The following is a 23,226-nucleotide window of genomic DNA, read 5'->3' on the forward strand; positions in this document are numbered from 1 at the left end:
GTGGTTCAGGCACCGCTGCCTCAGGCAGAGCAGCTGGCGCCGCCAAGAACGCAGAATTTGGCGCAATGGGGGTGGTTGAGGGCCACGTCACGCTCAGCCTCGGCAAGGGTCGCGCCCAGTTCGAACTCGGGGTCGTAGGGCAGGAGGGTGCAGGCCAGAACCGCGGGTTTTGCGGCGCCTTTGCGTTTGACCACCATGCGCGAAGATGCGCACATCACCGCGTCGGGCGATTTGCCCAGGATGTCCCAGCAGGCGGTGGTGATCTCGGGCACCTCGGCGGTTTCGTCCATCTCGGGGAAAAGCACCGTTTCACCGGGATTGTCGGCGTCAATCTGAAATCCGTGGCGGGTGTAGAACGCACGGTATCCATCGCGGGATTGCGCATCGCTTTCACCCCAGACGGTGCGGCCGGCCACGGCCATGCGGATATTGTTGTCACGCAGCCATTCCATGCCCTCGATCGTGCGGGCCAGCGCGCCTTTGCCGCGTTCTTCGTCATGCAGTTTTTCCGACCAGTGATCGACGGAAATGCGCAGGGTCAGCTTGTCGCGATGGCTTTCGGCCAGTTCCAACAGCCCGGCGCGCACGGATTTGCGCATCATCGGGCGCATGGCATTGGTCAGGATCAGAACCTCGTAGCCACGGTCGAGCGCCGCGCGGGTCATCTGGTTCATCTCGGGGTTCATGTAAGGCTCGCCGCCGGTAAAGGCGATCTCGCGGATGGGCCAGTTGCGCTCTTCGATCTGATCGAGATAGTCGTTGACCTCGGCCGCGGTGATATAGACCAGCTTGTCGTTGCTGGGCGAGCTTTCGATGTAGCAGTTCAGGCATTCGATGTTGCACAGGGTGCCGGTATTGAACCACAGTGTTTCAGGGTGGCTGAGCGCCACGCTGGCGCGCGTCTGTCCGTCAGCCGTGACCATAGGGTCCTGAAACTTGCCGGCATTGGCCGGTAGAGCAACCGTATCTTTCATCTTACTACCCGATTTTTCTTCCCTTTTTCGCCTATCGCGTCAAATCCATCAAGGGAAGGGCGCGAAAGGATACTGACACCATTGTGAACAGCCATGAGCATGCTAGAGTTGTGTCTGCGCCTCGGTCGGTGGACCTTGCGGGGCCATCTTCGGCAGAGCATTGAAACGGCAGGAGTTCCCATATGGTTTCGCGCACAATACCGGTTGAACCCGCTGATCTGGTGATCTTTGGCGGCACGGGCGACCTGGCGCGGCGCAAGATCCTGCCAGCGCTGTTCCGGCGATTCTGCGCCGGGCAGCTGGGCGATGCGTCGCGGGTGATCGGGGCGTCCCGGACCGAGATGGACAACAAGGGCTATCGCAAGCTGGCATCCGAGGCGATTGCGGAATTTTCCGAGCACGAAGGCTGCGATATGGGGCGGCTGGATGATTTCCTGGCGATGCTGCATTACGTGACCATGGATGCCAGGGGCACGACCGGGTGGAAGGCGCTGGCCAAGCTGGTGAAATCCGAGCGGATCAAGGCGTTCTATTTCTCGGTCGGGCCCAGCCTTTTCGGCGATCTGGCCGAGCGGCTGCACAAATACGGGATGGCTGATGCGGAAAGCCGGATCGTGGTGGAAAAGCCTTTTGGCCGCGACCTGAAATCGGCGCAGGATTTGAACCGGGTTCTGGCGCAGCATTTCGACGAGACGCAGATTTACCGAATTGATCATTACCTGGGCAAGGAAACCGTGCAGAACCTGATGGCGGTGCGGTTTGGCAACATGCTGTTCGAGCCGCTGTGGAACAGCCAATACGTGGATCATATCCAGATCACCGTGGCCGAAGAGGTGGGTGTGGGCACGCGTGGCGGCTATTATGACCGCTCGGGCGCGATGCGGGACATGGTGCAGAACCACCTGATGCAGCTTTTGTGCCTGATTGCGATGGAGCCTCCTGCCAAGTTCGATCCACATGCTGTGCGAGACGAAAAGCTGAAAGTGATCCGGGCGCTGGACCCGGTCAAACCCGAAAATATCGTGCGCGGCCAGTATGAGGGCGACGGCAAGCGCCCGGGCTATCGCAATCAGGTGGAAAACCGCGACAGCACGACCGAGACCTTCGTGGCGATCAAGGCGCATATCAGCAACTGGCGCTGGGCAGGCACGCCGTTTTACCTGCGCACCGGCAAGCGGCTGAAGGAGCGCGCCAGCGAGATCGCGGTGGTGTTCAAGGATGCGCCGCATTCGATCTTTGACGAGGATGCGGGCAGCCACCGCAATATCCTGACGATCAAGCTGCAACCCAACGAAGGCATCGAGCTGGGCGTGACCATCAAGGAGCCGGGACCGGGCGGCATGCGGCTGGTTGATGTGCCGCTGGACATGACATTCGCCGAGGTTCTTGGCCCGGATGATGCCGATTTCCCGGACGCCTATGAGCGGCTGATCATGGACGTGATCCGGGGCAATCAGACGCTTTTCATGCGGGGGGACGAGGTCGAGGCCGCCTGGGCCTGGACCGACCCTGTGATCGAAGCATGGCGGGACAGTCGGGAATTGCCGATTGCCTATGCCACGGGAAGTTCGGGGCCGGATGATGCGTTGATGCTGATGCACCGCGATGGCCGCCGCTGGAGGGAGATCAAGGCATGAAGATCGTTGAATACGCGGATGAGGAAATGCTGGCGATTGATCTGGCCAATGTGCTGGCCGGAGAGTTGACATCGACGCTGGATCACGAGGACCGCGCCTTGCTGGTGGTGCCCGGTGGCAGCACGCCGGGGCCGGTTTTTGACGATCTCTGCGACACTGATCTGGACTGGTCGCGCGTCGACGTGATGCTGAGCGATGAACGCTGGGTGCCCGAGGTGCATGTGCGGTCAAACACCCGCCTGATCCGCGAACGCCTGCTGACGGGCCGGGCCGCCAAGGCGCGCTACCTGCCGCTATATGCCAAGGCGGAAACCCCCGAAGAGGTGCTGCCCGAGCTGGAGGCGAATATCACGCCGGACCTGCCGATCTCGGTGCTGTTGCTGGGGATGGGGGCGGATATGCACACCGCCTCGATGTTTCCCGGTGCGGACCGGCTGGACGAAGCGCTGGCGCGTAAGGCACCAGTGCTGGTGGCCATGCGCGGTGGCGGCGCGCCCGAGCCACGGGTGACCCTGTCGGCGCGCGTGCTGAATGATGCGATGTCGAAACATCTGGTGATCACCGGGCAGCAGAAACGCGCAGCACTTGAGCGCGCGCGCGGCATGCCGCATTCTGAGGCCCCGATCGCGGCGGTGATGTCGGATCTGACAGTGCATTGGGCGGAATAGGATTGACGATGTGGGATGAGTTGAAGGCGCTGGCGGATCAGGCGCGGCAAGGCGATATTCTGGACCTGCTGGCCGAGGATGGACGGGCCGGGGACTTCTCGGTCTCGTTCGACGGGATGCTGTTTGACTATTCCAAGACCTACCTGATCGCCGAGGCCCGCGTGGCCCTGATTGCGCTGGCCGAAGCGCGGGGTGTGGCCGACCGCCGCGCGGCGATGTTCGCAGGCGAAAAGATCAACGAAACCGAAGGGCGGGCGGTGCTGCACACGGCGCTGCGCAATCTTTCCGGTGATCCGGTGATGGTTGACGGGCAGGAAGTGATGCCCGGCGTTCATGCAACGCTGGACCGGATGGCGGGCTTTGCCGGGGATGTGCGCAGTGGCGCGTTTACCGGGGCAGGGGGTGCCATCACGGATGTGGTGAATATCGGCATTGGCGGATCGCATCTGGGCCCCGAGATGGGCACGCTGGCACTGGCACCCTATCATGACGGGCCGCGCTGTCATTTCGTATCGAACGTCGACGGGGCGGATATCGCCGACACGCTGGCAGGGCTGGACGCCCGCACGACACTGGTGATCGTCGCCTCGAAATCCTTCACCACCATTGAAACCATGACCAATGCGCAGACCGCGCGGAACTGGATGGCGGCCAGTGTCGACGCGCCGGCCGATCAGTTTGTTGCCGTCTCGACCGCCGAGGACAAGACCAGCGCGTTCGGCATTGCGCCCGAGCGGGTCTTTGGTTTCGAGGACTGGGTTGGTGGGCGCTATTCGATGTGGGGGCCAATCGGCCTGCCGCTGATGCTGGCGATCGGGCCGGAGAATTTTCGGGCATTTCTGGCCGGTGCCGAGGCGATGGACAAGCATTTCCGCGCCGCACCGATGGCCGAGAACATGCCAGTGATGCTCGCGCTGGTGGGCATGTGGCACAATCAGATCTGCGGCCATGCCACGCGTGCCGTACTGCCCTATGATCAGCGGCTGGCGCGGCTGCCGGCCTATTTCCAGCAGCTTGAGATGGAGAGTAACGGCAAGCGCGTGACCATGACGGGGGAGGCGATTGACGGTCCCTCGGGCCCGGTGGTCTGGGGCGAGCCGGGCACCAATGGTCAGCATGCGTTCTACCAGCTGATCCATCAGGGCACGCAGGTGGTGCCGTGCGAATTCATGGTGGCGGCGCGCGGGCATGAGCCTGGTTTGGCGCATCACCATCAGATGCTGGTAGCTAATTGTCTGGCGCAATCCGAAGCGTTGATGCGCGGGCGATCCCTGGACGAGGCGCGGCAGCTGATGGCCGACAAGGGGCTTGAGGGGGCTGAACTGGAACGTCAGGCGCGACACCGGGTGTTTCCGGGCAATCGCCCGTCGACGACGCTGATCTACGATCGGCTGACGCCGCGGCGTCTGGGCCAGATCATCGCGCTATATGAACACCGGGTGTTTGTCGAAGGGGTCATTCTGGGTCTCAATTCCTTCGATCAATGGGGGGTCGAACTGGGCAAGGTCCTGGCGACCGAGCTTGAGCCGCTTCTGACCGGCGCGGCGGAGAAAGAGAAAAAGGACGGATCAACCCGGCAACTGATCAATTTCGTACTGGATACAAAGGGTTGAACCGTCCACCCTGCAAGAGGTTTTGCAGGGTGGCGGATGATCTAAGAACGCTTAACAAAAAACTCTTCCCCCAGTAGATCGCCCGCCAGATCCGGGGGCATGACGCATATGGCGCCCCCGAAACAGCGCTTTCAGTGGTGCCTATTTGGGCACGAGCACCGAATTGACAACATGGATGACGCCGTTTGACTGATCGACATCGGCGATGGTCACTTTCGAGGCATTGCCGGATTCGTCGTAGATATAGACGTTGCCACCCTTGACCTGCGCCGAGAGGGCATCGCCCGAGACCGCGTTGAAATGGTAGAAGCCATCGCTGCTGTTGCGCGCGGCTTCGGCGATCTGTGCGGCGGACCAGTCACCGGCGACCACATGGGCGGTCAGGACCTTTTGCAGCAGTGCCTTGTTTTCGGGTTTGAGCAGCGTGTCAACCGTGCCCTCGGGCAGGGCGGCAAAGGCATCGTTCACCGGTGCAAAGACGGTGAAGGGGCCGTCGGAATTCAGGGTATCGACCAGATCGGCGGCTTTAACGGCGGCGACGAGCGTGGTGTGATCGGCCGAGTTGACGGCGTTTTCGACGATGGTCTTTTCTTCGTACATCGCCGCACCCCCGACCATCGGGTTGGCGGCTATGGCAGTGTTGCCCAAAGCGATGAGGGCGGTTGTCAGGGCAAGTTTCTTACCGTGTTTCACGGGGTCTTTCCTCCGGTTTGCTGACCCGGGTATCGGGTCGTGTACAAGCATTCACGGAAGGGGCGCGGCAAAAGTTTCGCGCGGCAGCAGATTTTTTGAAAGGTCAGGTTTTGGCGCTGCGCGGTATGTCGAAGCCGGGGGCTGCCAGGGTGAAGGTGTCGAACTGAAAGCCGGGCGATACGGTGCAGCCCACAAGCGTATAGTCACCGGTGCATGTAGCTTTTTGCCAGTGATGTGGGGGTATGATGATCTGGGGCGACTGGGCTGCGGTCAGATCCGCGCCCAGAACATGGTCATGGGCAGGGCCGTCATCACTGTCCGAGATCGACAGGATCAGCGGCGCACCGGCGTAGAAATGCCAGATCTCGGCAGCATCGACCTTGTGCCAGTGGTTGTTTTCACCCCCTTGCAGCAGGAAATAGATGCAGGTGCCCGCCGGGCGGCCGGGTCCGTCGGCCACCCAGGTTTCGCGGTAATGCCCGCCTTCGGGATGCGGGGCGAGCGCGAGCTTGTCGATGATCTCTTGTGCGGTCATGACGAAAGGCTATCGTGCGCATAAGCGGAGGGGAAGGGCACATGATCAGAGAAAGAGTGATCGTTGTTGGCGCAGGGGTGATCGGGGCCTCGGTGGCGTACCGGGTCGCGCAGCAGGGGGCAAAGGTCACGGTGATCGACGCGGGGCAACCGGCCTGCGGGGCCTCGGGGCATTCCTTTGGATGGATCAACGCCAGCTTTTTTGCGGATGAGACGCATCATCACCTGCGTGTCGCGGGGATTGAGGCATATCACCGGTTGCTGGCGGATCTGCCGGGCCTGTCTGTCACCTGGCCCGGATGCCTGTGGTGGGAGGAACAGGGTGAAGGGTTGGCCCGGATGGAGGCGCAGTTGCGCGATCTGGGCTATCCTGTCGAACGGATCGGCGGCAAGGATTTCGCAGCCGCCGCCCCGGCGATTGGCCAGGCCCCGGATGAAGCGCTGGTATTTCCCGGCGAAGGGGTGGGCGCGGCCGAACGGATGGCAGCGCAATTGCTGGACGGCGCCCGCGAGGCCGGGGCGACCGTGATCCTTGGCTGCAGGGCGGAGAGGATCGAGGTGCAGGCGGGCAAGGTTACCGGTCTGCGCTGCACTCATGGTATGTTGCCGGCGGACCGGGTCTTGGTGGCCGCAGGTAATGGCTGTGCTGATCTGATGACCGCGGTCGATGTGCCGCTGCCGATGTTGCAGCGGCCTGGCGCATTGGTGCGCACGCGGCCCCTGCCGCCACTTCTGAAAAAGGTGATGGTCAGCCCCGAGCTGGAATTTCGTCAGGACGCTTTGGGCCGGATCATCGCGCCCAGTTCCGCCGCGCATCAGGCAGATGATCGCGAGGTGCTGCCTGATACGCCCGATGGTCTGGCCTTAGACACGTTGCGCCGCCTTCGGGCCTTGCTGCCGGGGGTGGATCTGGTGCTGGATCAGACCGCTGTAGCGATGCGCCCCGTGCCGGGCGATGGCCTGCCGGCGGTGGGGCATTGCGGACCCGAAGGGCTTTACCTGGCGGTGATGCATAGCGGGGTGACGCTGGCGGCGCTGATGGGTGAATTGATCGCGCAGGAATTGCTGGATGGGGCGAAATCGCACCTCCTTACCCCGTACCGGCCCGGACGTTTCGCGTTTCCCTGATCAAGCGTGAAGGCATAAACTTGCCGCTCTCTACCCCCGGAATACGCAGGATTTGGCCGGAAAATAAGCGGTTTGCTGCCGGTCGTTCCCTTTGCCGCCCACCGATCCTTTCTAGGGCGTCTGTATACCTGAAAGAGGATATGAGTGATGATGAACTGGAAATTTATGGTCGGTGGCGCCGCGATGCTGGCGCTGATCGGGTGCGAAAACATGACCCAGGAGGGCCGTGTCGTGGCCGGTGCCGCTGGCGGGGCCGCGGCCGGACTGATCGCTGCCGAAGCGTTCGATGCCGATGATGACTGGCGCCTGATTTCGGCGCTTGGCGGTGCGGCGGCCGGGACGGTTGTTGCCCAGAACCGGAACCGCAAGGTTTGTGCCTATGCGCGCGGAAACGGCACCTATTACGAAGCGCCGTGCCCGTAAGACATGTTGCCCCGGCAACACCCCGAATGACGTGAGGTTTGTGGGCTTTACATAAAATCAGGGCGCGCTTTGCTCGGCGCGCCCTTTGGATGTTTTTTGGGTGTTGTCACAACGTATCAGATGGCCGGTGTGCAGTTGGCCATCGAGGCATCGACATCAAGAACCGGATCCTCGGGGCCGCATTCCTCGCCCGAAATCGGATAGGTCTTGGGGTCTGTACAGGCCGAAAGCGCGAGGGCTGCGGCGAGTACCAAAATCAATTTTGAAACCGAAGACATACTGGTTTTCTCCTTTTGAATCGTGGGCGATGCGCCCTTTGCAAAAGGAGGAGTAGTGCCGTCAGTTCTACCGTGCGTTGATCGGGATCAAGTCCAATGATTTACGTCGGGGCATTCAGCGCAAGATTGAACGCCCTGCATATTCGGCGGTTTCGCCAAGGGCCTCTTCGATGCGGATCAACTGGTTGTATTTTGCCAGCCGGTCCGAGCGCGCGAGGCTGCCGGTTTTGATCTGGCCGCAATTGGTAGCAACCGCAAGGTCGGCGATGGTCGCGTCCTCGGTTTCGCCCGAGCGGTGCGACATCACGTTGGTCATGCGCGCACGGTGGGCCATATCCACGGCCTTGAGCGTTTCAGTCAAAGTGCCGATCTGGTTGACCTTGACCAGCATCGAGTTGGCGGCACCGCGTTCGATCCCTTCGGCCAGACGGGTCGGGTTGGTGACGAAAAGGTCGTCGCCCACAAGCTGCACCTTGTTGCCAAGTTCAGATGTCAGGTCGACCCAGCCGTCCCAGTCATCCTCGCTCATGCCGTCTTCGATCGAGATGATCGGATAGTCGTTGACCAGCGCGCTGAGATAGGCGACGTTTTCATCCGATGAAAGGGATTTCCCTTCTCCGGCAAAGACATATTTGCCGTCCTTGAAGTATTCGGTCGCAGCGCAATCAAGCGCCAGGTAGATATCCTCACCGGCCTTGTAGCCTGCCTTGTCGATGGATTTCAGGATGAAATCGAGCGCTTCGCGGGTCGAGGCAATGTTCGGAGCAAAACCGCCTTCGTCGCCGATACCGGTTGAGAGTCCTGCTGCAGAAAGCTCTTTCTTGAGTGTGTGGAACACCTCGGAGCCCATGCGCACCGCGTCGCGGATATTACCGGCGCTGACCGGCATGATCATGAATTCCTGAATGTCGATCGGGTTGTCGGCATGTTCGCCGCCATTGATGATGTTCATCATCGGCACCGGCAGAATCCGGGCCGAAGTGCCGCCGACATAGCGGAAAAGCGGTTGGCCGGAATAATCCGCCGCAGCCTTGGCGCAGGCCATGCTGACGCCCAGGACGGCGTTGGCACCCAGGCGGGCTTTGTTTGGGGTGCCGTCCAGTTCGATCATTGTCATGTCGATGGCGACCTGTTCGGTGGCGTCCATCTCGATCAACTCTTCGGCAATCTCGCCGTTCACGGCGGTCACCGCTTCCAGAACGCCCTTGCCCATGTAGCGGGACTTGTCGCCGTCACGCTTTTCCACCGCCTCGTGCGCGCCGGTGGAGGCACCCGATGGCACTGCGGCGCGCCCCATGGTGCCGTCTTCCAGAACCACATCCACCTCGACCGTCGGGTTGCCCCGGCTGTCCAGAATTTCGCGCGCGTGAATGTCGATAATGGTGCTCATGGTCGGTCCCTCGGATGGCAGTCAGTTTTGCGGCTGTCATAGCAGGTGTTTCGGGAATGTAAATGCGGTCTGATAGCGCTAACGTAAATCTGGAATCACGCGATGTCGCGCACCAGGCGACGTTCGCGCAGGATCGAGTATAGCCCGCTGCCAATGATCAGGGCCGCACCTGTATAGGTCAGCCAGTCGGGGCGTTCGCCAAAGATCGAAATCCCGATGATCAGCGAGAAAACCAGGCGCGAGTAGCGGAAGGGTGTAACCGAGGAAACGTCCCCGATCCGCATCGCCGCAACGATGGCATAATAGCCGACCACGCTGAAGAAAATCATGCAGCCAAGCTGTATCCAGTTCGTGGGCGAAGGTTGTACCGCGCCGCCATCGATGGCCAGCAAAGCCAGCCCGATAAAGGTGACCATCAGGAAGGCATAGCCTGATAATTGCATCGACGAAACGCTTGCCGGGATCGCTCGGGTCGACAGGTCGCGCAGGGCCAGCCCGGCAACGCCGATCACCGCGAAAAGCGATGCAGGCTGGAAACTTTCCATGCCCGGACGGATGATCAGCAGAACGCCTAGAAATCCCACGAAAATCGCACTCCACCGCCGCCAGCCGACCTGTTCGCCCATGAAAAGCGCGGCCCCGAGTGTCACGCAGAGCGGCGTGGCCTGAATGATGGCGGCGACTGATGACAGCGGGATAAGGGTCAGCGCGGTGATATAACCGAAGGCGGCGATCATTTCCCCCAGATTTCGCAGCAGCACCGGCGTTTTGAGGAAATCGCTTGAAAACAGCCGGTCGCGTTTCAGCAGGCTGATCGTGCCAAAGATCAGCGAGCCGCCGATGCCCATGAAAAGAAGGATTTGACCGACGGGCAGATCAGCGGACAGAAACTTGATAAATGTGTCTTCAAGCGCGAACCCGGCCATCGCCAGAACCATCAATGCGCTGCCGCGAATGTTTTCCATCACTGCCTCGGGGATAAAATCTGTGGTCAGACCTACGCGCCGGGCAGACGATTGGCAAGCTGCGGTCGCTCAGCCTTTTTTCAGCGGAATGCCGTAGAGTTCAAGCTTGTGATCCCTGAGCTGATACCCCAGTCGCTTGGCGATCTTTTCCTGTAGCGCCTCGATCTCGGGATCGACGAATTCGATCACCTCGCCTGTGTGCATGTCGATCAGGTGATCGTGATGCGCGCGCTCGGCATCCTCATAGCGAGCACGGCCATCGCCGAAATCCAGCCGGTCGAGGATACCTGCCTCTTCGAACAGCTTCACCGTGTGATAGACCGTGGCGACGGTGATCCCGGGATCGCGGGCGGCGGCGCGTTGGTGCAGTTCTTCGACATCGGGATGGTCAGCGGAGACCTGCATGACCTCGGCGATGATCTGGCGTTGCGCCGTCATCTGCAGGCCCTTGTTGTGGCAGCGGCTGGTGATGGTATCGCTCATAGCTTCTGTCGTCTCCCGTGTCGGCGGGAGGGATAGCGGTAATACGCAACGTTTTCCAGCCGATTTGAAACACTTGGTTGACTTTGCGGCGCGAACCCACCATGTAGCCTCCAACCGACATTTCCTGCCGCGTGAGCAGTGACGCCCCCGCAAGAGGTGGCCGCAGAGAAATAGAAATGTCGTCGATATGATCCCAAAATCACGCGTGGGGCCAGCCGTCTGACCGGCCATGGCGCAATGTTGCGTTTGGTGAGGGTCAAGGCGGAACCACGAAGATGACCCTGAATGTCGTTTGGGCATGGGGTCCATGAATATTGCCGTGACAGCATCTGGCTGGACGCGGCCCGAAAGGAACGAAGTGAATTTATTTGCAGAAATGGGGCTTCCGGCCCCGCTGGTCAAAAAACTTGTGGCCATGGGCATTGACGAGCCGACCCCAATCCAGACCCATGCGATCCCGTATGCGCTGGATGGCAATGATGTGATGGGTCTGGCGCAGACCGGTACCGGCAAGACGGCCGCCTTTGGTTTGCCGCTTCTGGCGCAGCTGATGGAGATGCACGGCAAGCCCGAACCGAAAACCGTGCGCAGCCTGATCCTCGCGCCGACCCGCGAATTGGCGGGCCAGATCCGCGATGCGCTGATGCCGCTGGTCAAGGACACGCCGATCAAGATCGGTGTGGTCGTGGGCGGTGCGTCGATCAATGCGCAGATCAAGCGGCTTGAACGGGGGACGGATGTGCTGGTGGCGACGCCGGGACGCCTGCTGGACCTGCTGGACCGCCGTGCGCTGCGTTTGGATGCGGCACGTTTTCTGGTGCTGGACGAGGCCGATCAGATGCTTGATCTGGGCTTTATCCACGCGCTGCGCAAAATCGCGGGCCTGCTGCCTGCTGAGCGGCAGACGATGCTGTTCTCGGCGACGATGCCAAAACAGATGGAAGAGATCGCCGCCAGCTACCTGACCCATCCAAAGCGGGTGCAGGTCAGCCCTCCGGGTAAAGCTGTCGACAAGATCGAACAATCGATCCATTTCATTGCCAAGGCCGAAAAGCCCAACCTGCTGATCGAGCTTCTGGGTAAACACCGCGATGAACTGGCACTGGTCTTTGGACGTACAAAACATGGTTCAGACAAGCTGGCGAAAAAGCTTGAAGCGGTTGGCTTCTCGGTTGCGGCGATTCACGGCAACAAGAGCCAGGGTCAGCGCGAACGGGCATTGAAAGCTTTCCGCGATGGTCAGGTCAAGGTGCTGGTGGCCACGGATGTGGCCGCGCGCGGCCTTGATATTCCGGACGTAAAGCACGTCTATAACTTTGATCTGCCCAACGTTCCCGAGAACTATGTTCACCGGATCGGTCGCACCGCGCGTGCCGGGCGTGACGGGATGGCCGTGGCCTTCTGTGCCCCCGATGAGATGGGTGAGTTGAAAGACATCCAGAAGGTGATGGGCATTTCGATCCCCGTCGCCTCGGGCCGCCCGTGGGAACGGATGGAAGAACCGAGCAAGCCCAAGGGTCGTGGCGGTCCGCGTCGTCGGTCCGGTGGCAAGCCGGGCAATCCCGCCAATGCAGAGAACAAGCCCGGTGGCGGACGTCCGAACCGGCGCCGCCGCAACAAATCACCGCGCAAGGCGGCATAAAAAAAGCCCGCGGCGGGAGGTTCCGACCGCGGGCAATTTTCAGCTTGGGCGTTCAGGAATAGATGCGCTGCGCCCCAAGCTGATCGTGAATCTGGTTGGCGGCTTCGGGGGACACACCCATTGCCGTGGCCAGTTGGTGGAGGTATTTCGCCTCGTTCTGGTTATCCAGATCAATACCCATGATCGACATGGCATAGACCTGCTGTTCCAACCCGCGCGGCACGTCGCGGGCCAGTTCATCAACGTCGATGCGGCGCTGCATTTCACCTTGCACAAACGTACGTTCCTCGGGCGAGACATCGCCCAGACGGTCCATCAGTTTTGCCTGTTCGGCCTGATCAATCTCACCATCGGATTTCATCGCCTGGATCATGGCGCGCAGCATCAGCGCGGCGGCGGCTTCCTGATCCTGCGACGGTTGGACCTCGGGCTCGTCCTGACGGGCAATCGCCTGATTGAGCAGATCGCCAAAGCCGCCTTGCGACGATCCCGCCTGCGATGCGCCGGCGCCCAGTAGTCCGCCAAGCAGGCCACCCAGGCCGCCCGAACCGCCTCCTTGTTGTGCAGCCCCGGCCAGTCCGCCCAGCAGGTCATTCAGCCCACCGCTGGATCCTGCGCTGCTGCGTGCCTGACCCGCACCGCCCAATTGTTCCAGAAGGCCGCCCAGACCACCCGCAGCGCCACCCCGGCTGGCACCACCGGATTGGCCGCCCAGGATCGAGCCAAGCATGTCCTCTAGCCCGCCACCGGTTTGCGCCTGTGCTTGTCGACCCGGCGAATGTGTGCCGCCGAAAAGGCCGCCGTCCCCAGAACTGCCGCGGGTCGATGCGCCGCGCTTCATCATGCTGCTGGCCCCTTTGGCCATAGCGATACCGATGGCCACCTTGGCCAGTGTTTTCATCATGCTCATGGATGTCCTCCCAGATTAATCCCGAGGACAGATTGGCACATTTTTTCCCTGCTGCGTGAGGGGAATAGTCCAACTTTCAACTCATCAATGGAAATAGACCGTAATTTTGCGGTCAAACCAGGTCGGGTTCGCGCCCCAATCGGTTGGCCAACTTGCCCACGGTCAGCCCCTGAACGACGATGGAAAAGATCACGATCAGGTAGGTGGCTGTCAGGATCAGCGGCTTCCATTCGCCATCGGGCAGTGACAGGGCGAGGGCGACGGATATGCCGCCCTTGAGGCCACCCCAGGTCATGATCGGGATCACGCCGGGCGAGAAACTTCGGAAGGGCCTGAGAAGCAGCACAGGGATGGCAACGGCGGCCAACCGTCCGAACAGCGCCAGCGCAAGGGACATTATGGCGGCACTGAGGAACGCCATCTCGAAGGCGATGGCGAAGACCTCGAACCCGATCAACAGGAAGAGGACCGCATTCAGGATTTCGTCGATCAGCTTCCAGAAGCCGTCGACATAGCGGCGGGTCTCCTCGCTCATCCCATATTTGGTGCCGACATCGCCGATCAGCAGCCCTGCGCAGACTGCCATGATCGGGGCCGAGACATGCAGATAAACCGCCAGTTCGTAACCGCCAAAGGCCAGCCCCAAGGTCAGCAGAACTTCGAGCGAATAGTCATCAATCCGGCGCATGACCCGGAAGGTGAGCCAGCCCAGAACAATCCCCAAGACAGCGCCGCCGACCGCCTCTTGCAGGAACAGTTTGGCGGCGTCTGCCATGCCGCTGCCGTGGCTGTCGCCGCTTGGAAAGGCCATGCCGACAAGAACCAGAAAAACGACATATCCGACCCCGTCATTAAAGAGGCTCTCGCCCGCGATCTTGGTTTCAAGAGATTTGGGCAGGTTGGCCTCGCGCAGCACACCCAGAACGGCTACCGGATCGGTTGGCGATATCAGCGCACCAAAGACCAGTGCGAGCAATAGCGGCATGCCCGTGATCCAGCTGAAGCCAAATCCGACAACCACGGTAGACAGGCCCACGCCGATGGTCGCCATCAGGAATACCAGCCGCCACTGTTCCCGCAGATCAGCGATTTTCACATGCAGCGCGCCGGCAAAGAGCAAAAGGCCCAGCATCCCCTCCAGCAAGGCATCCGAAAAGTCGATGCCTGTCACCACGCTGCGGACCTGATCTGCCATACCAAGACTGGGCAGCACCAGATCCAGGATCAATACACCGAAAGAGGCCAGTAGCGCGACCACCAGGATGCCGATGGACGATGGAAGCTTGAGAAACAGGTAGTTGATCGCGCCAAACACCCCGGCCAATACAATAAGCAACGAGGTGATCTGGAGAATATTCATTACGGTCCTGCCTGTTTCCGGGTTTCAGCGCGAACTATCACGCGGCATTGTGCGACACCAGTCTTGGGACGGCAGTGCGCCAAATAGACGGGGCCGGCGATCATTCTGATCTGGGGTAAAAGACCGATGCCAATCTGATCTGGCAGGTTAGAGGTTGCAATTCCGGGCGCTGATGCTCTCATGTCGCTTTGATTTTTGTTCGAAATGAAAGGAAAAACGCGCGGTGTTTTCGGATCAGGCATTGCTGGCGCGGATGATTTGGGGCGCGCTTGCGCTGACCGCTCTTGTGGCAATGGGGCAGGCCCGCTGGTCACTTGCTTTTGTGGCAATGGCGACGCTGAGCCTGTCTCTGGTGCCGGTGCTGATCGCTCGTTGGGCCGATGTCAAAGTGCCGCCCGGGTTCATTGCGGCGGTGGTGGTTTTCGTCGCAGCGACACTGTTTCTGGGCGAGGTTTTTGACTTTTACGAGAGGTTCTGGTGGTGGGACATCGTTCTGCACATAGGATCGGCGATCGGGTTTGGTCTGGTTGGTTTCGTGCTGGTTTTCATGATGTTTCAGGGCGACAGGTTTGCCGCACCCCATTTTGCCATCGCTTTTTTCGCCTTCTGTTTCGCGGTGACCATTGGCGTTGTCTGGGAAGTGTTTGAGTTCATGATGGATCAGCTTTTCGGCCTGAACATGCAGAAATCTGGTCTGCTCGACACGATGGGCGACCTGATCGTGGATATGGTCGGTGCGGCCTTGGGGGCGACGTCGGGTTATGCCTATCTCAAAGGGCTGCAATATGGTGGTTTGACCGGTATCATTGACGAGTTTGTTCGCCGTAACCCACGGTTTTTCAAACGTAAACGCAAATAGAGCGACGTGCTGTCAGGTGCCGCAAAAGGTTTCCTGAACAACCTCAGAGGGTTCCGGCGGACGTTGCAGATCAGCGGCGTCGGGCTGATCCTCATAAGGGGTGGCGAGCACGTCAAGCAGCCGGTTGAAAGGGGCAAAATCCCCCTCAACAGCCGCCTGAATCATCTGCTCGATCCGGTGGTTGCGAGGGATGAAAGCAGGATTGACCGCGCGCATCAGCGCGTCGGGCGCATCTTCGGCCTCCAAGCGCTTTCGCCATGTGCCTTCCCAGGTGTCAAAGCTGGTAGGGTCAGTGAATTGATCGCGCGCGTTGCTTTTCGATAAAGCCCTGAATGTATTGGTGAAATCGGCGCGTTCATTGGCCATTCGGGTCAGAAGGTCCGTGATCAGCGTCTCGTCTTCCGGGGTGGCTTGTGCAAGGCCGATCTTCTGCCCGAAGATCGCCAGCCAGTGCCGGTGGATAGTCTCGGGCATGGCATGCACGGCCTCGGTGAATTCCGCGATCGCCTTTTCGGTGTCGGGCATCAACGGGACCAGTGCGGTTGCCAGCTGCGCCATGTTCCAGACGATGATATTTGTTTGATTATCATAGGCATAGCGGCCATGCGCGTCGATCGAGCTGAACACGGTCTGCGGGTGAAAAACGTCGATGAAAGCACAGGGACCATAGTCGATCGTCTCGCCCGATATGGCGGTGTTGTCGGTGTTCATCACACCGTGGATGAAGCCCACGGACATCCATTGCGCGACCAGTTTGGCTTGTCGCTCGATGACCGCATTGAGCAGCTCCGTCGGGGTCTGCGCCTGTGGAAAATGTCTGTCGGTAACATGTCGGTATAACGTCTGTATCGCGTCGGTATCCTGGCGAGCGGCGAAATACTGAAATGTGCCGACGCGGATATGGCTGGCGGCCACGCGGGTCAGCACGGCACCGGGCAGGGCGCCGGATTCGCGGTAGATTTTTTCACCGGTTGCCACGGCGGCCAGGGCGCGGCTGGTAGGAATGCCAAGGGCGTGCATCGCCTCGGAGACCACGTATTCGCGCAGGACCGGGCCCAACCAGGCGCGACCGTCGCCCATGCGGGACCAAGGCGTCGGGCCGGAACCCTTGAGTTGGATATCACGTCGGGTGCCCTTGATGTCGATAACCTCGCCCAGAAGATTGGCGCGACCATCGCCTAGCTGAGGAGAGAAACCGCCAAACTGATGCCCGGCATAAGCCTGCGCCAAAGGTTCGGCCCCTTGGGGGACCAGATTGCCAGCAAAGATCTGGGCCTGTTCCTCGGGGGTGCCAGGGGTAAGGCCCAGTTCAGCGGCCAGTTCGGTGTTGAAACGAATGAGATGGGGTGCCTTGACAGGCATCGGGTCAAGGCGCGCGTAGAACTTGCTAGGCAGGCGCACATAACTGTTATCGAATGGAATATGCAGCGACATGTTTCCCTATATTTTACGGGACATTAGCATATAGTTCTCGCGCGGTTCAAACCGCAGGCGGGTGTAAAGGTTCTGGGCGCGATCATTGTCATGTGCGACCTCCAGATGCAGGGCCTTCAAGCCTGCCGCCCCAAGCGCTTTGGGCAACTGCCGGAGTACTTCTGACCCGATCCCGCGTCCTCGCACGCCAGGGCGAATGAAAAACTCGTCTATGAACCCGTCCATACCGGCAAATTCGATCGACCAGCCGAAACAGACGACGATGTAGCCGATGGGCGCGCGGCCCGGGCCGATCAGGTAGATGGCACCGTGGGGCGACCCTTCGAGCAGCGGCATAAGAGCGTTACGCCGGGTCTCGGCGTCCATGCTGATGCCTTCCTCGTTGTGGTAGGCGGCAACCAGCGGGATCAGCCGGTCGAAATCCTCGGGTTTGGCAAGATTGAGGGCGGTCACAGGCGGGCCAATCTTTCTGTCAGGAGGTCAAAAAACCCTTGGGAATCGACGCCTCCGATGAATGTGGCGTTCGCTTTGCGATCCGTCACGCCCCACCAGTCAGCCACGGTCATGCCCATGGTCAGCTCGGATGTGGTCTCGATCTCGACGTTGATATGCCGTCCAGAAAAGAGGTCGGGCTGGATCAGGTAGGCGATCACGCAGGGATCGTGCAATGGCGCGCCTTCGGAGCCGTATTTCTCGCGGTCGTATCTTTCAAAGAAATCGGTCATTTGCGCAACGGCGGTGCCAACGGGCGTGGCGAGGGCGCGCAAAGCTTTATTCCGGGGTTTGGTCACCAGCACCTGATGGGTCACGTCCAGCGGCATCGCCACGATAGGCACACCGGAGGTAAAGACGATATCAGCGGCCTGTGGGTCGACATAGATGTTGAATTCAGCCGTGGGCGTGACATTGCCAACCTCAAAATATGCACCGCCCATCAGGACGATTTCATGAACCTTTTCAACGATATCAGGTGCCTTGTTGAACGCTGTCGCGATGTTGGTAAGCGGGCCAATGGGGCAGAGCGTGACCGACCCCGCAGGCTGGGTGCGCAATGTGTCGATGATAAAGTCGACAGCGTGCCCGTCACTCAGCGGCATCTGCGGGTCTGGCAGGTCAGGACCATCAAGGCCAGTGCGCCCGTGAACATGCTCGGCCGTGACCAGTTCGCGGCCCATCGGACGATCGCACCCGGCATAGACGGGCACATCAGTTTTACCTGCCAACTCACAGATAATACGTGCATTTTTAGATGTCAGCTCCAGTGGAACATTGCCTGCAACGCAGGTGATGCCTAGCAGATCGATCTCTTGCGGGCTGGCCAGCGCCAGCAGGATGGCAACGGCGTCATCCTGACCGGGATCGGTGTCGATGATGATTTTGCGTGGGGACATTTGGAGCGCTTCTGGTTGTTTGATCGGACCATGACGGGGCGGCCCCGAAATGTCCACCACGCAGGTTTTGAGCGGCTGATTTCTGCGGGTTTTCCGGTGGCGAATATGTGCGCAGATCGTGTGAGATTAGCCCCAAATTTTTCGACGGTCACCCTTGGCGCTGCGTGCATAGGTTTACTTGGATGATCAAAACCAAAGAAACGCAGGATTAGCGCTGTTTCGTCAACAGACGCCGGGGATTTCCGTGATTTGTTTCGAGTGGCGCGACAAAGAAGGGCACGATGCCCATTTGTCAAAAATGTTAATCAAAATCTAAGAACGTTGCGTTTCGAAATCAGCGGCTTATCAGAGGCTGCTCGATGCTGTAGCCATGCCGGATGTATTTTTCCGAGTCCCACACCGCCATATCCGGGGCACGCACGCCGACTTGGCTGTTGCTGCTTCCCGCAATTTGCGCTGCAACGCTGATCCTGATTGCTGCCGTGCAGCCCTGGATCACGCTGACGCAGGCGTTCCGTGATGTGCAGGCCGTTGTCTACAAGATCGAGAACCGTGATCTGATCCCGCTGGCGGGGTTCCTGTCGAATTTCGGGATCATGGCCTGGGTTGCGACCTTTGCGATCTCTGGGTTTTCGGCGCTAATGATCCGGTCAAAACGGCAAACCGTCTTGTTGGGGTCGCTTTCGATTCTGACGCTGGTGCTGGCGCTGGATGATTTTTTCATCATTCACGAGCGGGTCGGACCGAAAAATCTGGGCATTCCTGAAAAGCTGTTTTTCCTGACCTATGGTCTGTCGGCGATTGCGATTGTCATCGCCTTCTTCAAAGATATTCGCGACATGGCAGGCGATCTGTTGCTGATTGCCTTCATTTGCTTTTTCACCAGTGTGACGGTTGACGCTTTCTATATTCTGGACGGTGTGCCGCATCGGTTGTTGGAAGATGGAGCCAAGCTGGTGGGTATCGCCTATTGGTGTGCCTTTTGCAGCCGTCTTGCCTGGTGCAGTCTTGAGGCTGACAGGCGCTGACGCGCTGCTTCTCTGGGCAAGCGGGTCAATGGCATTTCCTTAAGAGGCGTTTTACGGCACTCTGGAGGCGAAAGTCCGGAACTGTCGGAGGGGCGGGTGCATGACCAATATCTTTGACCAACTGGCGCAATTTCCGATTGCCCCGTTTCTGACGGGTCCGACCGCGCTGGAGCGTCTGGATCGCCTATCGGATCATCTGGGTGTCGATCTGTGGATCAAGCGGGATGATCTGACCGGTCTTGGCGGCGGCGGCAACAAGATCCGGCAATTGCAGTATTATCTGGGCGCGGCGCAGGCTGAAGGTGCCGATACGGTGCTGATCACAGGGGCGGTACAGTCGAACTATGTGCGTTCGGCTGCGGCGGCGGCGGCAAAATGCGGCATGAAAGCGGTCTTGCAGCTTGAAGATCGCGTGCCGGGCAAGGGAGCGATCTACCGAACTTCGGGCAATGTTTTGTTGGGGCAGCTTCTGGGGGCCGAGCATATCCACTATCCCGAGGGCGAAGACGAGGCGGGGGCCGATCAGGCTTTGCGCGATCACGCCGATGCGCTGCGGGCGCAGGGCAGGGTGCCTTATGTCATTCCGCTGGGGCTCAAGAACAAACCTTTGGGTGCGCTTGGGTACATGGATGCGGCGCGCGAGGCGCTGGTGCAGAAAGGCGATTTCGAGGTGGTCGTGATCCCATCGGGCAGCGGGGCCACGCATATGGGATTTCTAGCTGGTCTGCGGGCGCTTGGATCGCAGGTGCCGGTGCATGGCATCTGTGTGCGCCGCGACGCGGAGGCACAAACAGCGCGATTGCAGGAGGTTGCAGATCGGCTGGCAGCCTTGTTGGGGGCTGAGGGTTGGATCACGAGAGCGGACATTCAGGTCTATGATGGCGCGTTAGCCCCGGGATATGGCCGTGTTGGCCCCAAGACCCGTGACGCGATACGGCTGATGGCCGAGCAGGAGGGGTTGTTCCTGGATCCGGTCTATTCGGGCAAATGCTTCGCCGGGCTGGTTGACCTTGTGCAGAATGGCTCGATCGCCAGTGGTGCACGGGTTCTCTTTGTCCACACCGGTGGTTTCCCGGCACTTTTTGCCTATCAGGATGATGTGCTGAACCTGTGATTCATCTGGCCCTTATGAGCGGGGCGATGGATAAGGGTTTGTTTGCGGCCAAACCGTCAAGTCGCAGCGTTTTCTTCCTTTCTGAACCCTTTCTCATCCTATGCCGAAAGGGACCGCGCTTAGGGTGCAGGATGAACACCTTCTGCAAACTGGTCGCGCAGCCAGTTCTCAAAAAGTTCGACCTCTGGGCGCGGTGCGCGTTTGGATGGACGGCGCATCAGGTAGTGCGCATCGGGAAAGGGTATCGGCGCTCCCACTGATAAAACGCCCGGTGCGGTGCTGCTTTGCCCTTCGACTAGGCGGGCCATCACCATGGCATAGCCGCCACCATTGGCAACCAGTTGCATGGCTGAAATCGTGGTATCCACGAAATACTGCGGCACATCGGAAAGCATGGTGCAGTTGTTGGCACCAAAGTAGCGTTCCCAATTGCTTTCATGTCCCAGGATGTGGATTAGTGGACCTTGCAGAAAATCCGTGGCCTCTCTGACCGTTTCTTTCTTGTTTGCGGCGCATATAGGTACGATAAATTCATCTGACAGTTTTTCTGACTGCGCATCTGTCCAGTTTCCGCGACCAAGGCGCAGTTCGACATCAACCCCTTCCAAATTTGTCGTTTCTGACCAAGTATGCGTCAGCAGGCGCAGATCAATCTCCGGAAAATCCCGTTTGAAACGCGGTAGATGTGGCGCCAGCCAGTGTGTTGCGGTCGAAATCGGCGCTTTGACCGTGATCATCCTTGTCGTTATCGGTCCGAACAGGGTGGCCGAAGCCAGGTCGATATCCGCCATCGCCTGCCGCACGGTCGTCACATAGGCCTGTCCGATTTCCGTAAGGGTCAAGTGGCGGGCGCGCCGGATAAAAAGCTTGCTTCCAAGCCTTTCTTCAAGTGACCGGATATGGAGGCTTACCGCCGTCTGGGTCAGGCCCAGTTCGGTACTGGCTTCGGTGAAGTTGAGGTGCCGGGCTGCGGCCTCGAAACTGCGCAGCCAGGTCAGGTTTATTTGCTGTTTCGCCATGATCTATCACCAATTTATTTATGTGATAAACCAGTTTATTTATCATTTTTATTTTCCGCGCAAGTAAGTGATGCTGGCCGATAACGCAGTTCTTAGCTTTGGATGCAGGAGCATTTTTCATGCCAGCTCTCTCGCCCGACCGGATTGGTGATCGCGTCGCCAACTTGACAGAAAAACCCGCCGTACTAGGCGCCGGTTTCGTCGTCGATCTTGCAGATGAACCGGTGGAAGGCGGGTTTGATCCCACCTTTGGCAATGTCACATGGCAAACCCTGATTTCAGGCGACAAAACGGACTCGAATGGTCTGATCCTCGGGGTCGCCACTTTTCCGCCTGAGGGGCTTTTGCACCCGCACCGACACACAACGCCTGAGTTTTACTTCTGCACCGCCGGATCCGGTATCGTGGCGATGGATGGCGTTGATTACCCGATTGAACCCGGATCAGCCGTATTTATCCCCTCGGATGTCGAACACGGTGTTGTGGCAGGGCCGGAGGGTTTGAAATTTGTCTACGGCTTCGGTGAGGACGCTTTTTCGGCGATCGAGTACAGGTTTTGCGCCTGATCTGTGTTGCTGTTTGTGCTGCCGCCCAAAAACAGAAAAGGAAAGCAAAATGAAAGTTGGATTTATTGGTCTTGGTAATGTCGGGGGCAAACTGTCAGGCAGTCTGCTGCGCAATGGCATTGATCTGACGGTGCTTGATCTGAACCGCGATTTGGTCGATGCGGCGGTGGCCAAAGGCGCCAAGACCGTTGCGACCCCCGCCGAGTTGATGCGCACCTGCGATGCGGTGATCACCTGCCTGCCATCCCCTGCCGCCTCGGATGCAGTGATGCAGGAAATGCTGCCAGAAGTGAAAGAGGGCAAGATATGGCTTGAGATGTCGACCACCGATCAGGCCGAGGCCGAACGTCTTGGGAGTATCGTGATTGAGGCAGGCGGTGCGGCTGTGGATTGCCCCGTCTCGGGCGGGTGTCACCGCGCTGATACTGGCAATATCTCGATCTTTGCGGGCTGCGATCGCGCAACCTTTGAACGTATTCTGCCGCTGCTCAAGACAATGGGGCGGCGTATCCTGCATACCGGCGAACTTGGTTCGGCCTCGATGCTGAAGGTGCTGACGAATTACCTGGCGACGGTCCACCTTGCGGCCAATGCCGAGGCCCTGGTGACCGCGAAAGCCGCCGGTATGGACCTGAACACGGCCTATGAGGCGATCAAGATTTCCTCGGGCAACAGTTTCTCTCATGTCACCGAAAGCCAGGTCATTCTGAACGGTTCACGTGATATTTCCTTTACCATGGACCTGGTGAAAAAGGACGTAGGCCTGTTCCAGAGCATTGCCGAGCGGAACAATGTGCCGTTGGAAATCTCGCCTTTGATCTGTCAGATTTTCGAAGATGGCATCGCGCGCTATGGGGACAGGGAATTGTCGCCCAACATTATACGGCGGCTCGAAGATGCGACGGGTCTGTCGATCCTTGCCCCCGGCTTTCCGTCCCAGATGGCGGATGATGAGCCTGAAGAGGCCGGGTATGAAGTTATCCCACAAGGTTCGCCCCGTGCTCAGGCAGCAGAGTAACCAGTTGCACCAGAAAGGGTTTGGGGGATCGTGCGGTGCTTTGTCCGTCGCGGCCTGTGCTGGACCCTCGGTACCCGGTTACTGAGGTCAAGACTGTGT

24 protein-coding genes are annotated in these 23,226 nt (G+C 59.5%); 11 read left to right on the plus strand and 13 right to left on the minus strand.

Annotated features, from left to right (window positions below; all coding sequences use genetic code 11):
• Window positions 1–20: 20 nt before the first annotated feature.
• Window positions 21–974 carry a radical SAM protein gene (locus tag Q1B27_RS02155; RefSeq protein WP_299842934.1) on the minus strand — a complete coding sequence of 318 codons (954 nt, stop codon included), beginning with the start codon at window positions 972–974 and terminating at the stop codon, window positions 21–23.
• A 182-nt stretch (window positions 975–1,156) separates the two neighbouring features.
• Here Q1B27_RS02155 and zwf point away from each other — a divergent pair, with 182 nt between their 5' ends.
• The 3 genes from zwf to pgi are packed head-to-tail and all read left to right on the plus strand — an operon-like array spanning window position 1,157 to window position 4,892.
• Window positions 1,157–2,611 carry a glucose-6-phosphate dehydrogenase gene (zwf, locus tag Q1B27_RS02160; RefSeq protein WP_299842937.1) on the plus strand — a complete coding sequence of 485 codons (1,455 nt, stop codon included), beginning with the start codon at window positions 1,157–1,159 and terminating at the stop codon, window positions 2,609–2,611.
• Window positions 2,608–3,279, plus strand: coding sequence for a 6-phosphogluconolactonase (gene pgl / locus Q1B27_RS02165; protein ID WP_299842940.1), 672 nt, complete (start codon window positions 2,608–2,610; stop codon window positions 3,277–3,279). The genes zwf and pgl overlap by 4 nt, the downstream gene beginning before the upstream one ends.
• Before the next feature lie 8 nt (window positions 3,280–3,287).
• The gene (pgi, locus tag Q1B27_RS02170) at window positions 3,288–4,892 is read left to right on the plus strand and encodes a glucose-6-phosphate isomerase (protein ID WP_299844839.1); all 1,605 of its coding nucleotides are present in this window, start codon (window positions 3,288–3,290) and stop codon (window positions 4,890–4,892) included.
• 141 nt (window positions 4,893–5,033) lie between these two features.
• Here pgi and Q1B27_RS02175 read toward each other — a convergent pair whose 3' ends face one another.
• Together Q1B27_RS02175 and Q1B27_RS02180 are read right to left on the minus strand one after the other, a co-directional pair.
• The gene (locus Q1B27_RS02175) at window positions 5,034–5,585 is read right to left on the minus strand and encodes a fasciclin domain-containing protein (RefSeq protein ID WP_299842943.1); all 552 of its coding nucleotides are present in this window, start codon (window positions 5,583–5,585) and stop codon (window positions 5,034–5,036) included.
• Between the two features lie 103 nt (window positions 5,586–5,688).
• A complete protein-coding gene (locus tag Q1B27_RS02180; protein WP_299842945.1) occupies window positions 5,689–6,120 on the minus strand; it encodes a cupin domain-containing protein in 432 nt (143 codons plus the stop codon).
• 41 nt (window positions 6,121–6,161) lie between these two features.
• Here Q1B27_RS02180 and Q1B27_RS02185 point away from each other — a divergent pair, with 41 nt between their 5' ends.
• A complete protein-coding gene (locus Q1B27_RS02185; protein WP_299842948.1) occupies window positions 6,162–7,247 on the plus strand; it encodes an FAD-binding oxidoreductase in 1,086 nt (361 codons plus the stop codon).
• 150 nt (window positions 7,248–7,397) lie between these two features.
• Window positions 7,398–7,670, plus strand: a complete 273-nt coding sequence (locus Q1B27_RS02190) for a glycine zipper 2TM domain-containing protein (RefSeq protein ID WP_299844842.1) — start codon at window positions 7,398–7,400, stop codon at window positions 7,668–7,670.
• Window positions 7,671–7,786: 116 nt separating this feature from the next.
• Here the strand turns inward: Q1B27_RS02190 and Q1B27_RS02195 are convergent, their stop codons facing one another.
• From Q1B27_RS02195 to Q1B27_RS02210, 4 genes are all read right to left on the minus strand, one after another.
• Window positions 7,787–7,948, minus strand: coding sequence for a hypothetical protein (locus tag Q1B27_RS02195; RefSeq protein ID WP_299842950.1), 162 nt, complete (start codon window positions 7,946–7,948; stop codon window positions 7,787–7,789).
• A gap of 115 nt (window positions 7,949–8,063) precedes the next feature.
• Window positions 8,064–9,338: a phosphopyruvate hydratase gene (gene eno, locus Q1B27_RS02200; protein ID WP_299842953.1), complete on the minus strand. Its 1,275-nt coding sequence runs from the start codon at window positions 9,336–9,338 to the stop codon at window positions 8,064–8,066.
• A 95-nt stretch (window positions 9,339–9,433) separates the two neighbouring features.
• Entirely contained in the window at window positions 9,434–10,303 is an 870-nt protein-coding gene (locus Q1B27_RS02205; protein ID WP_299842956.1) for a DMT family transporter, read from the minus strand.
• A 69-nt stretch (window positions 10,304–10,372) separates the two neighbouring features.
• Window positions 10,373–10,786, minus strand: coding sequence for a Fur family transcriptional regulator (locus tag Q1B27_RS02210; protein ID WP_299842959.1), 414 nt, complete (start codon window positions 10,784–10,786; stop codon window positions 10,373–10,375).
• Between the two features lie 358 nt (window positions 10,787–11,144).
• Here Q1B27_RS02210 and Q1B27_RS02215 point away from each other — a divergent pair, with 358 nt between their 5' ends.
• On the plus strand, window positions 11,145–12,428 hold the full coding sequence (locus Q1B27_RS02215) for a DEAD/DEAH box helicase (RefSeq protein WP_299844845.1): 1,284 nt from the start codon (window positions 11,145–11,147) through the stop codon (window positions 12,426–12,428).
• Between the two features lie 52 nt (window positions 12,429–12,480).
• Here Q1B27_RS02215 and Q1B27_RS02220 read toward each other — a convergent pair whose 3' ends face one another.
• Both Q1B27_RS02220 and Q1B27_RS02225 read right to left on the minus strand, forming a co-directional pair.
• Window positions 12,481–13,338: a DUF533 domain-containing protein gene (locus tag Q1B27_RS02220; protein ID WP_299842962.1), complete on the minus strand. Its 858-nt coding sequence runs from the start codon at window positions 13,336–13,338 to the stop codon at window positions 12,481–12,483.
• A 112-nt stretch (window positions 13,339–13,450) separates the two neighbouring features.
• Entirely contained in the window at window positions 13,451–14,698 is a 1,248-nt protein-coding gene (locus tag Q1B27_RS02225) for a sodium:proton antiporter (protein WP_299842966.1), read from the minus strand.
• Window positions 14,699–14,921: 223 nt separating this feature from the next.
• On the opposite strand from Q1B27_RS02225, the gene Q1B27_RS02230 reads away from it, so the two are divergent.
• Window positions 14,922–15,557 carry a hypothetical protein gene (locus Q1B27_RS02230; RefSeq protein ID WP_299842969.1) on the plus strand — a complete coding sequence of 212 codons (636 nt, stop codon included), beginning with the start codon at window positions 14,922–14,924 and terminating at the stop codon, window positions 15,555–15,557.
• A 12-nt stretch (window positions 15,558–15,569) separates the two neighbouring features.
• On the opposite strand, the gene Q1B27_RS02235 is transcribed toward Q1B27_RS02230, so the two are convergent.
• Genes Q1B27_RS02235 through Q1B27_RS02245 form a run of 3 tightly spaced genes read right to left on the minus strand, consistent with a single transcriptional unit; the run spans window position 15,570 to window position 18,382 of the window.
• Complete coding sequence (locus Q1B27_RS02235; protein ID WP_299842972.1) at window positions 15,570–16,991, minus strand: YdiU family protein; 1,422 nt, start codon at window positions 16,989–16,991, stop codon at window positions 15,570–15,572.
• A 6-nt stretch (window positions 16,992–16,997) separates the two neighbouring features.
• Window positions 16,998–17,444 (minus strand): N-acetyltransferase, encoded by a 447-nt coding sequence (locus Q1B27_RS02240; RefSeq protein ID WP_299842975.1) that lies wholly within the window; start codon window positions 17,442–17,444, stop codon window positions 16,998–17,000.
• Complete coding sequence (locus Q1B27_RS02245; RefSeq protein WP_299842978.1) at window positions 17,441–18,382, minus strand: nucleoside hydrolase; 942 nt, start codon at window positions 18,380–18,382, stop codon at window positions 17,441–17,443. The genes Q1B27_RS02240 and Q1B27_RS02245 overlap by 4 nt, the downstream gene beginning before the upstream one ends.
• 434 nt (window positions 18,383–18,816) lie before the next feature.
• Between Q1B27_RS02245 and Q1B27_RS02250 the strand changes: the two genes are divergently transcribed.
• Both Q1B27_RS02250 and Q1B27_RS02255 read left to right on the plus strand, forming a co-directional pair.
• The gene (locus tag Q1B27_RS02250) at window positions 18,817–19,410 is read left to right on the plus strand and encodes a hypothetical protein (protein WP_299842981.1); all 594 of its coding nucleotides are present in this window, start codon (window positions 18,817–18,819) and stop codon (window positions 19,408–19,410) included.
• A 100-nt stretch (window positions 19,411–19,510) separates the two neighbouring features.
• On the plus strand, window positions 19,511–20,524 hold the full coding sequence (locus tag Q1B27_RS02255) for a D-cysteine desulfhydrase family protein (RefSeq protein ID WP_299842984.1): 1,014 nt from the start codon (window positions 19,511–19,513) through the stop codon (window positions 20,522–20,524).
• A 119-nt stretch (window positions 20,525–20,643) separates the two neighbouring features.
• Here the strand turns inward: Q1B27_RS02255 and Q1B27_RS02260 are convergent, their stop codons facing one another.
• Complete coding sequence (locus Q1B27_RS02260) at window positions 20,644–21,543, minus strand: LysR substrate-binding domain-containing protein (RefSeq protein ID WP_299842986.1); 900 nt, start codon at window positions 21,541–21,543, stop codon at window positions 20,644–20,646.
• Window positions 21,544–21,662: 119 nt separating this feature from the next.
• Here Q1B27_RS02260 and Q1B27_RS02265 point away from each other — a divergent pair, with 119 nt between their 5' ends.
• Together Q1B27_RS02265 and Q1B27_RS02270 are read left to right on the plus strand one after the other, a co-directional pair.
• Window positions 21,663–22,109: a cupin domain-containing protein gene (locus Q1B27_RS02265; protein ID WP_299842988.1), complete on the plus strand. Its 447-nt coding sequence runs from the start codon at window positions 21,663–21,665 to the stop codon at window positions 22,107–22,109.
• Between the two features lie 49 nt (window positions 22,110–22,158).
• Complete coding sequence (locus tag Q1B27_RS02270; protein ID WP_299842991.1) at window positions 22,159–23,127, plus strand: NAD(P)-dependent oxidoreductase; 969 nt, start codon at window positions 22,159–22,161, stop codon at window positions 23,125–23,127.
• The last annotated feature ends 99 nt before the right edge of the window (window positions 23,128–23,226 follow it).

The sequence above is a fragment of the uncultured Roseovarius sp. genome (assembly GCF_947489715.1).
Lineage (GTDB): Bacteria > Pseudomonadota > Alphaproteobacteria > Rhodobacterales > Rhodobacteraceae > Roseovarius.

Bases quoted from the DNA above. Each gene is read 5' to 3' on its own strand.
- Q1B27_RS02155 (WP_299842934.1), bottom strand. From the start codon at position 974: ATGAAAGATACGGTTGCTCTACCGGCCAATGCCGGCAAGTTTCAGGAC.
- zwf (WP_299842937.1), top strand. From the start codon at position 1,157: ATGGTTTCGCGCACAATACCGGTTGAACCCGCTGATCTGGTGATCTTT.
- pgl (WP_299842940.1), top strand. From the start codon at position 2,608: ATGAAGATCGTTGAATACGCGGATGAGGAAATGCTGGCGATTGATCTG.
- pgi (WP_299844839.1), top strand. From the start codon at position 3,288: ATGTGGGATGAGTTGAAGGCGCTGGCGGATCAGGCGCGGCAAGGCGAT.
- Q1B27_RS02180 (WP_299842945.1), bottom strand. From the start codon at position 6,120: ATGACCGCACAAGAGATCATCGACAAGCTCGCGCTCGCCCCGCATCCC.
- Q1B27_RS02185 (WP_299842948.1), top strand. From the start codon at position 6,162: ATGATCAGAGAAAGAGTGATCGTTGTTGGCGCAGGGGTGATCGGGGCC.
- Q1B27_RS02190 (WP_299844842.1), top strand. From the start codon at position 7,398: ATGAACTGGAAATTTATGGTCGGTGGCGCCGCGATGCTGGCGCTGATC.
- Q1B27_RS02195 (WP_299842950.1), bottom strand. From the start codon at position 7,948: ATGTCTTCGGTTTCAAAATTGATTTTGGTACTCGCCGCAGCCCTCGCG.
- eno (WP_299842953.1), bottom strand. From the start codon at position 9,338: ATGAGCACCATTATCGACATTCACGCGCGCGAAATTCTGGACAGCCGG.
- Q1B27_RS02205 (WP_299842956.1), bottom strand. From the start codon at position 10,303: ATGGAAAACATTCGCGGCAGCGCATTGATGGTTCTGGCGATGGCCGGG.
- Q1B27_RS02210 (WP_299842959.1), bottom strand. From the start codon at position 10,786: ATGAGCGATACCATCACCAGCCGCTGCCACAACAAGGGCCTGCAGATG.
- Q1B27_RS02220 (WP_299842962.1), bottom strand. From the start codon at position 13,338: ATGAGCATGATGAAAACACTGGCCAAGGTGGCCATCGGTATCGCTATG.
- Q1B27_RS02225 (WP_299842966.1), bottom strand. From the start codon at position 14,698: ATGAATATTCTCCAGATCACCTCGTTGCTTATTGTATTGGCCGGGGTG.
- Q1B27_RS02235 (WP_299842972.1), bottom strand. From the start codon at position 16,991: ATGTCGCTGCATATTCCATTCGATAACAGTTATGTGCGCCTGCCTAGC.
- Q1B27_RS02245 (WP_299842978.1), bottom strand. From the start codon at position 18,382: ATGTCCCCACGCAAAATCATCATCGACACCGATCCCGGTCAGGATGAC.
- Q1B27_RS02255 (WP_299842984.1), top strand. From the start codon at position 19,511: ATGACCAATATCTTTGACCAACTGGCGCAATTTCCGATTGCCCCGTTT.
- Q1B27_RS02260 (WP_299842986.1), bottom strand. From the start codon at position 21,543: ATGGCGAAACAGCAAATAAACCTGACCTGGCTGCGCAGTTTCGAGGCC.
- Q1B27_RS02265 (WP_299842988.1), top strand. From the start codon at position 21,663: ATGCCAGCTCTCTCGCCCGACCGGATTGGTGATCGCGTCGCCAACTTG.
- Q1B27_RS02270 (WP_299842991.1), top strand. From the start codon at position 22,159: ATGAAAGTTGGATTTATTGGTCTTGGTAATGTCGGGGGCAAACTGTCA.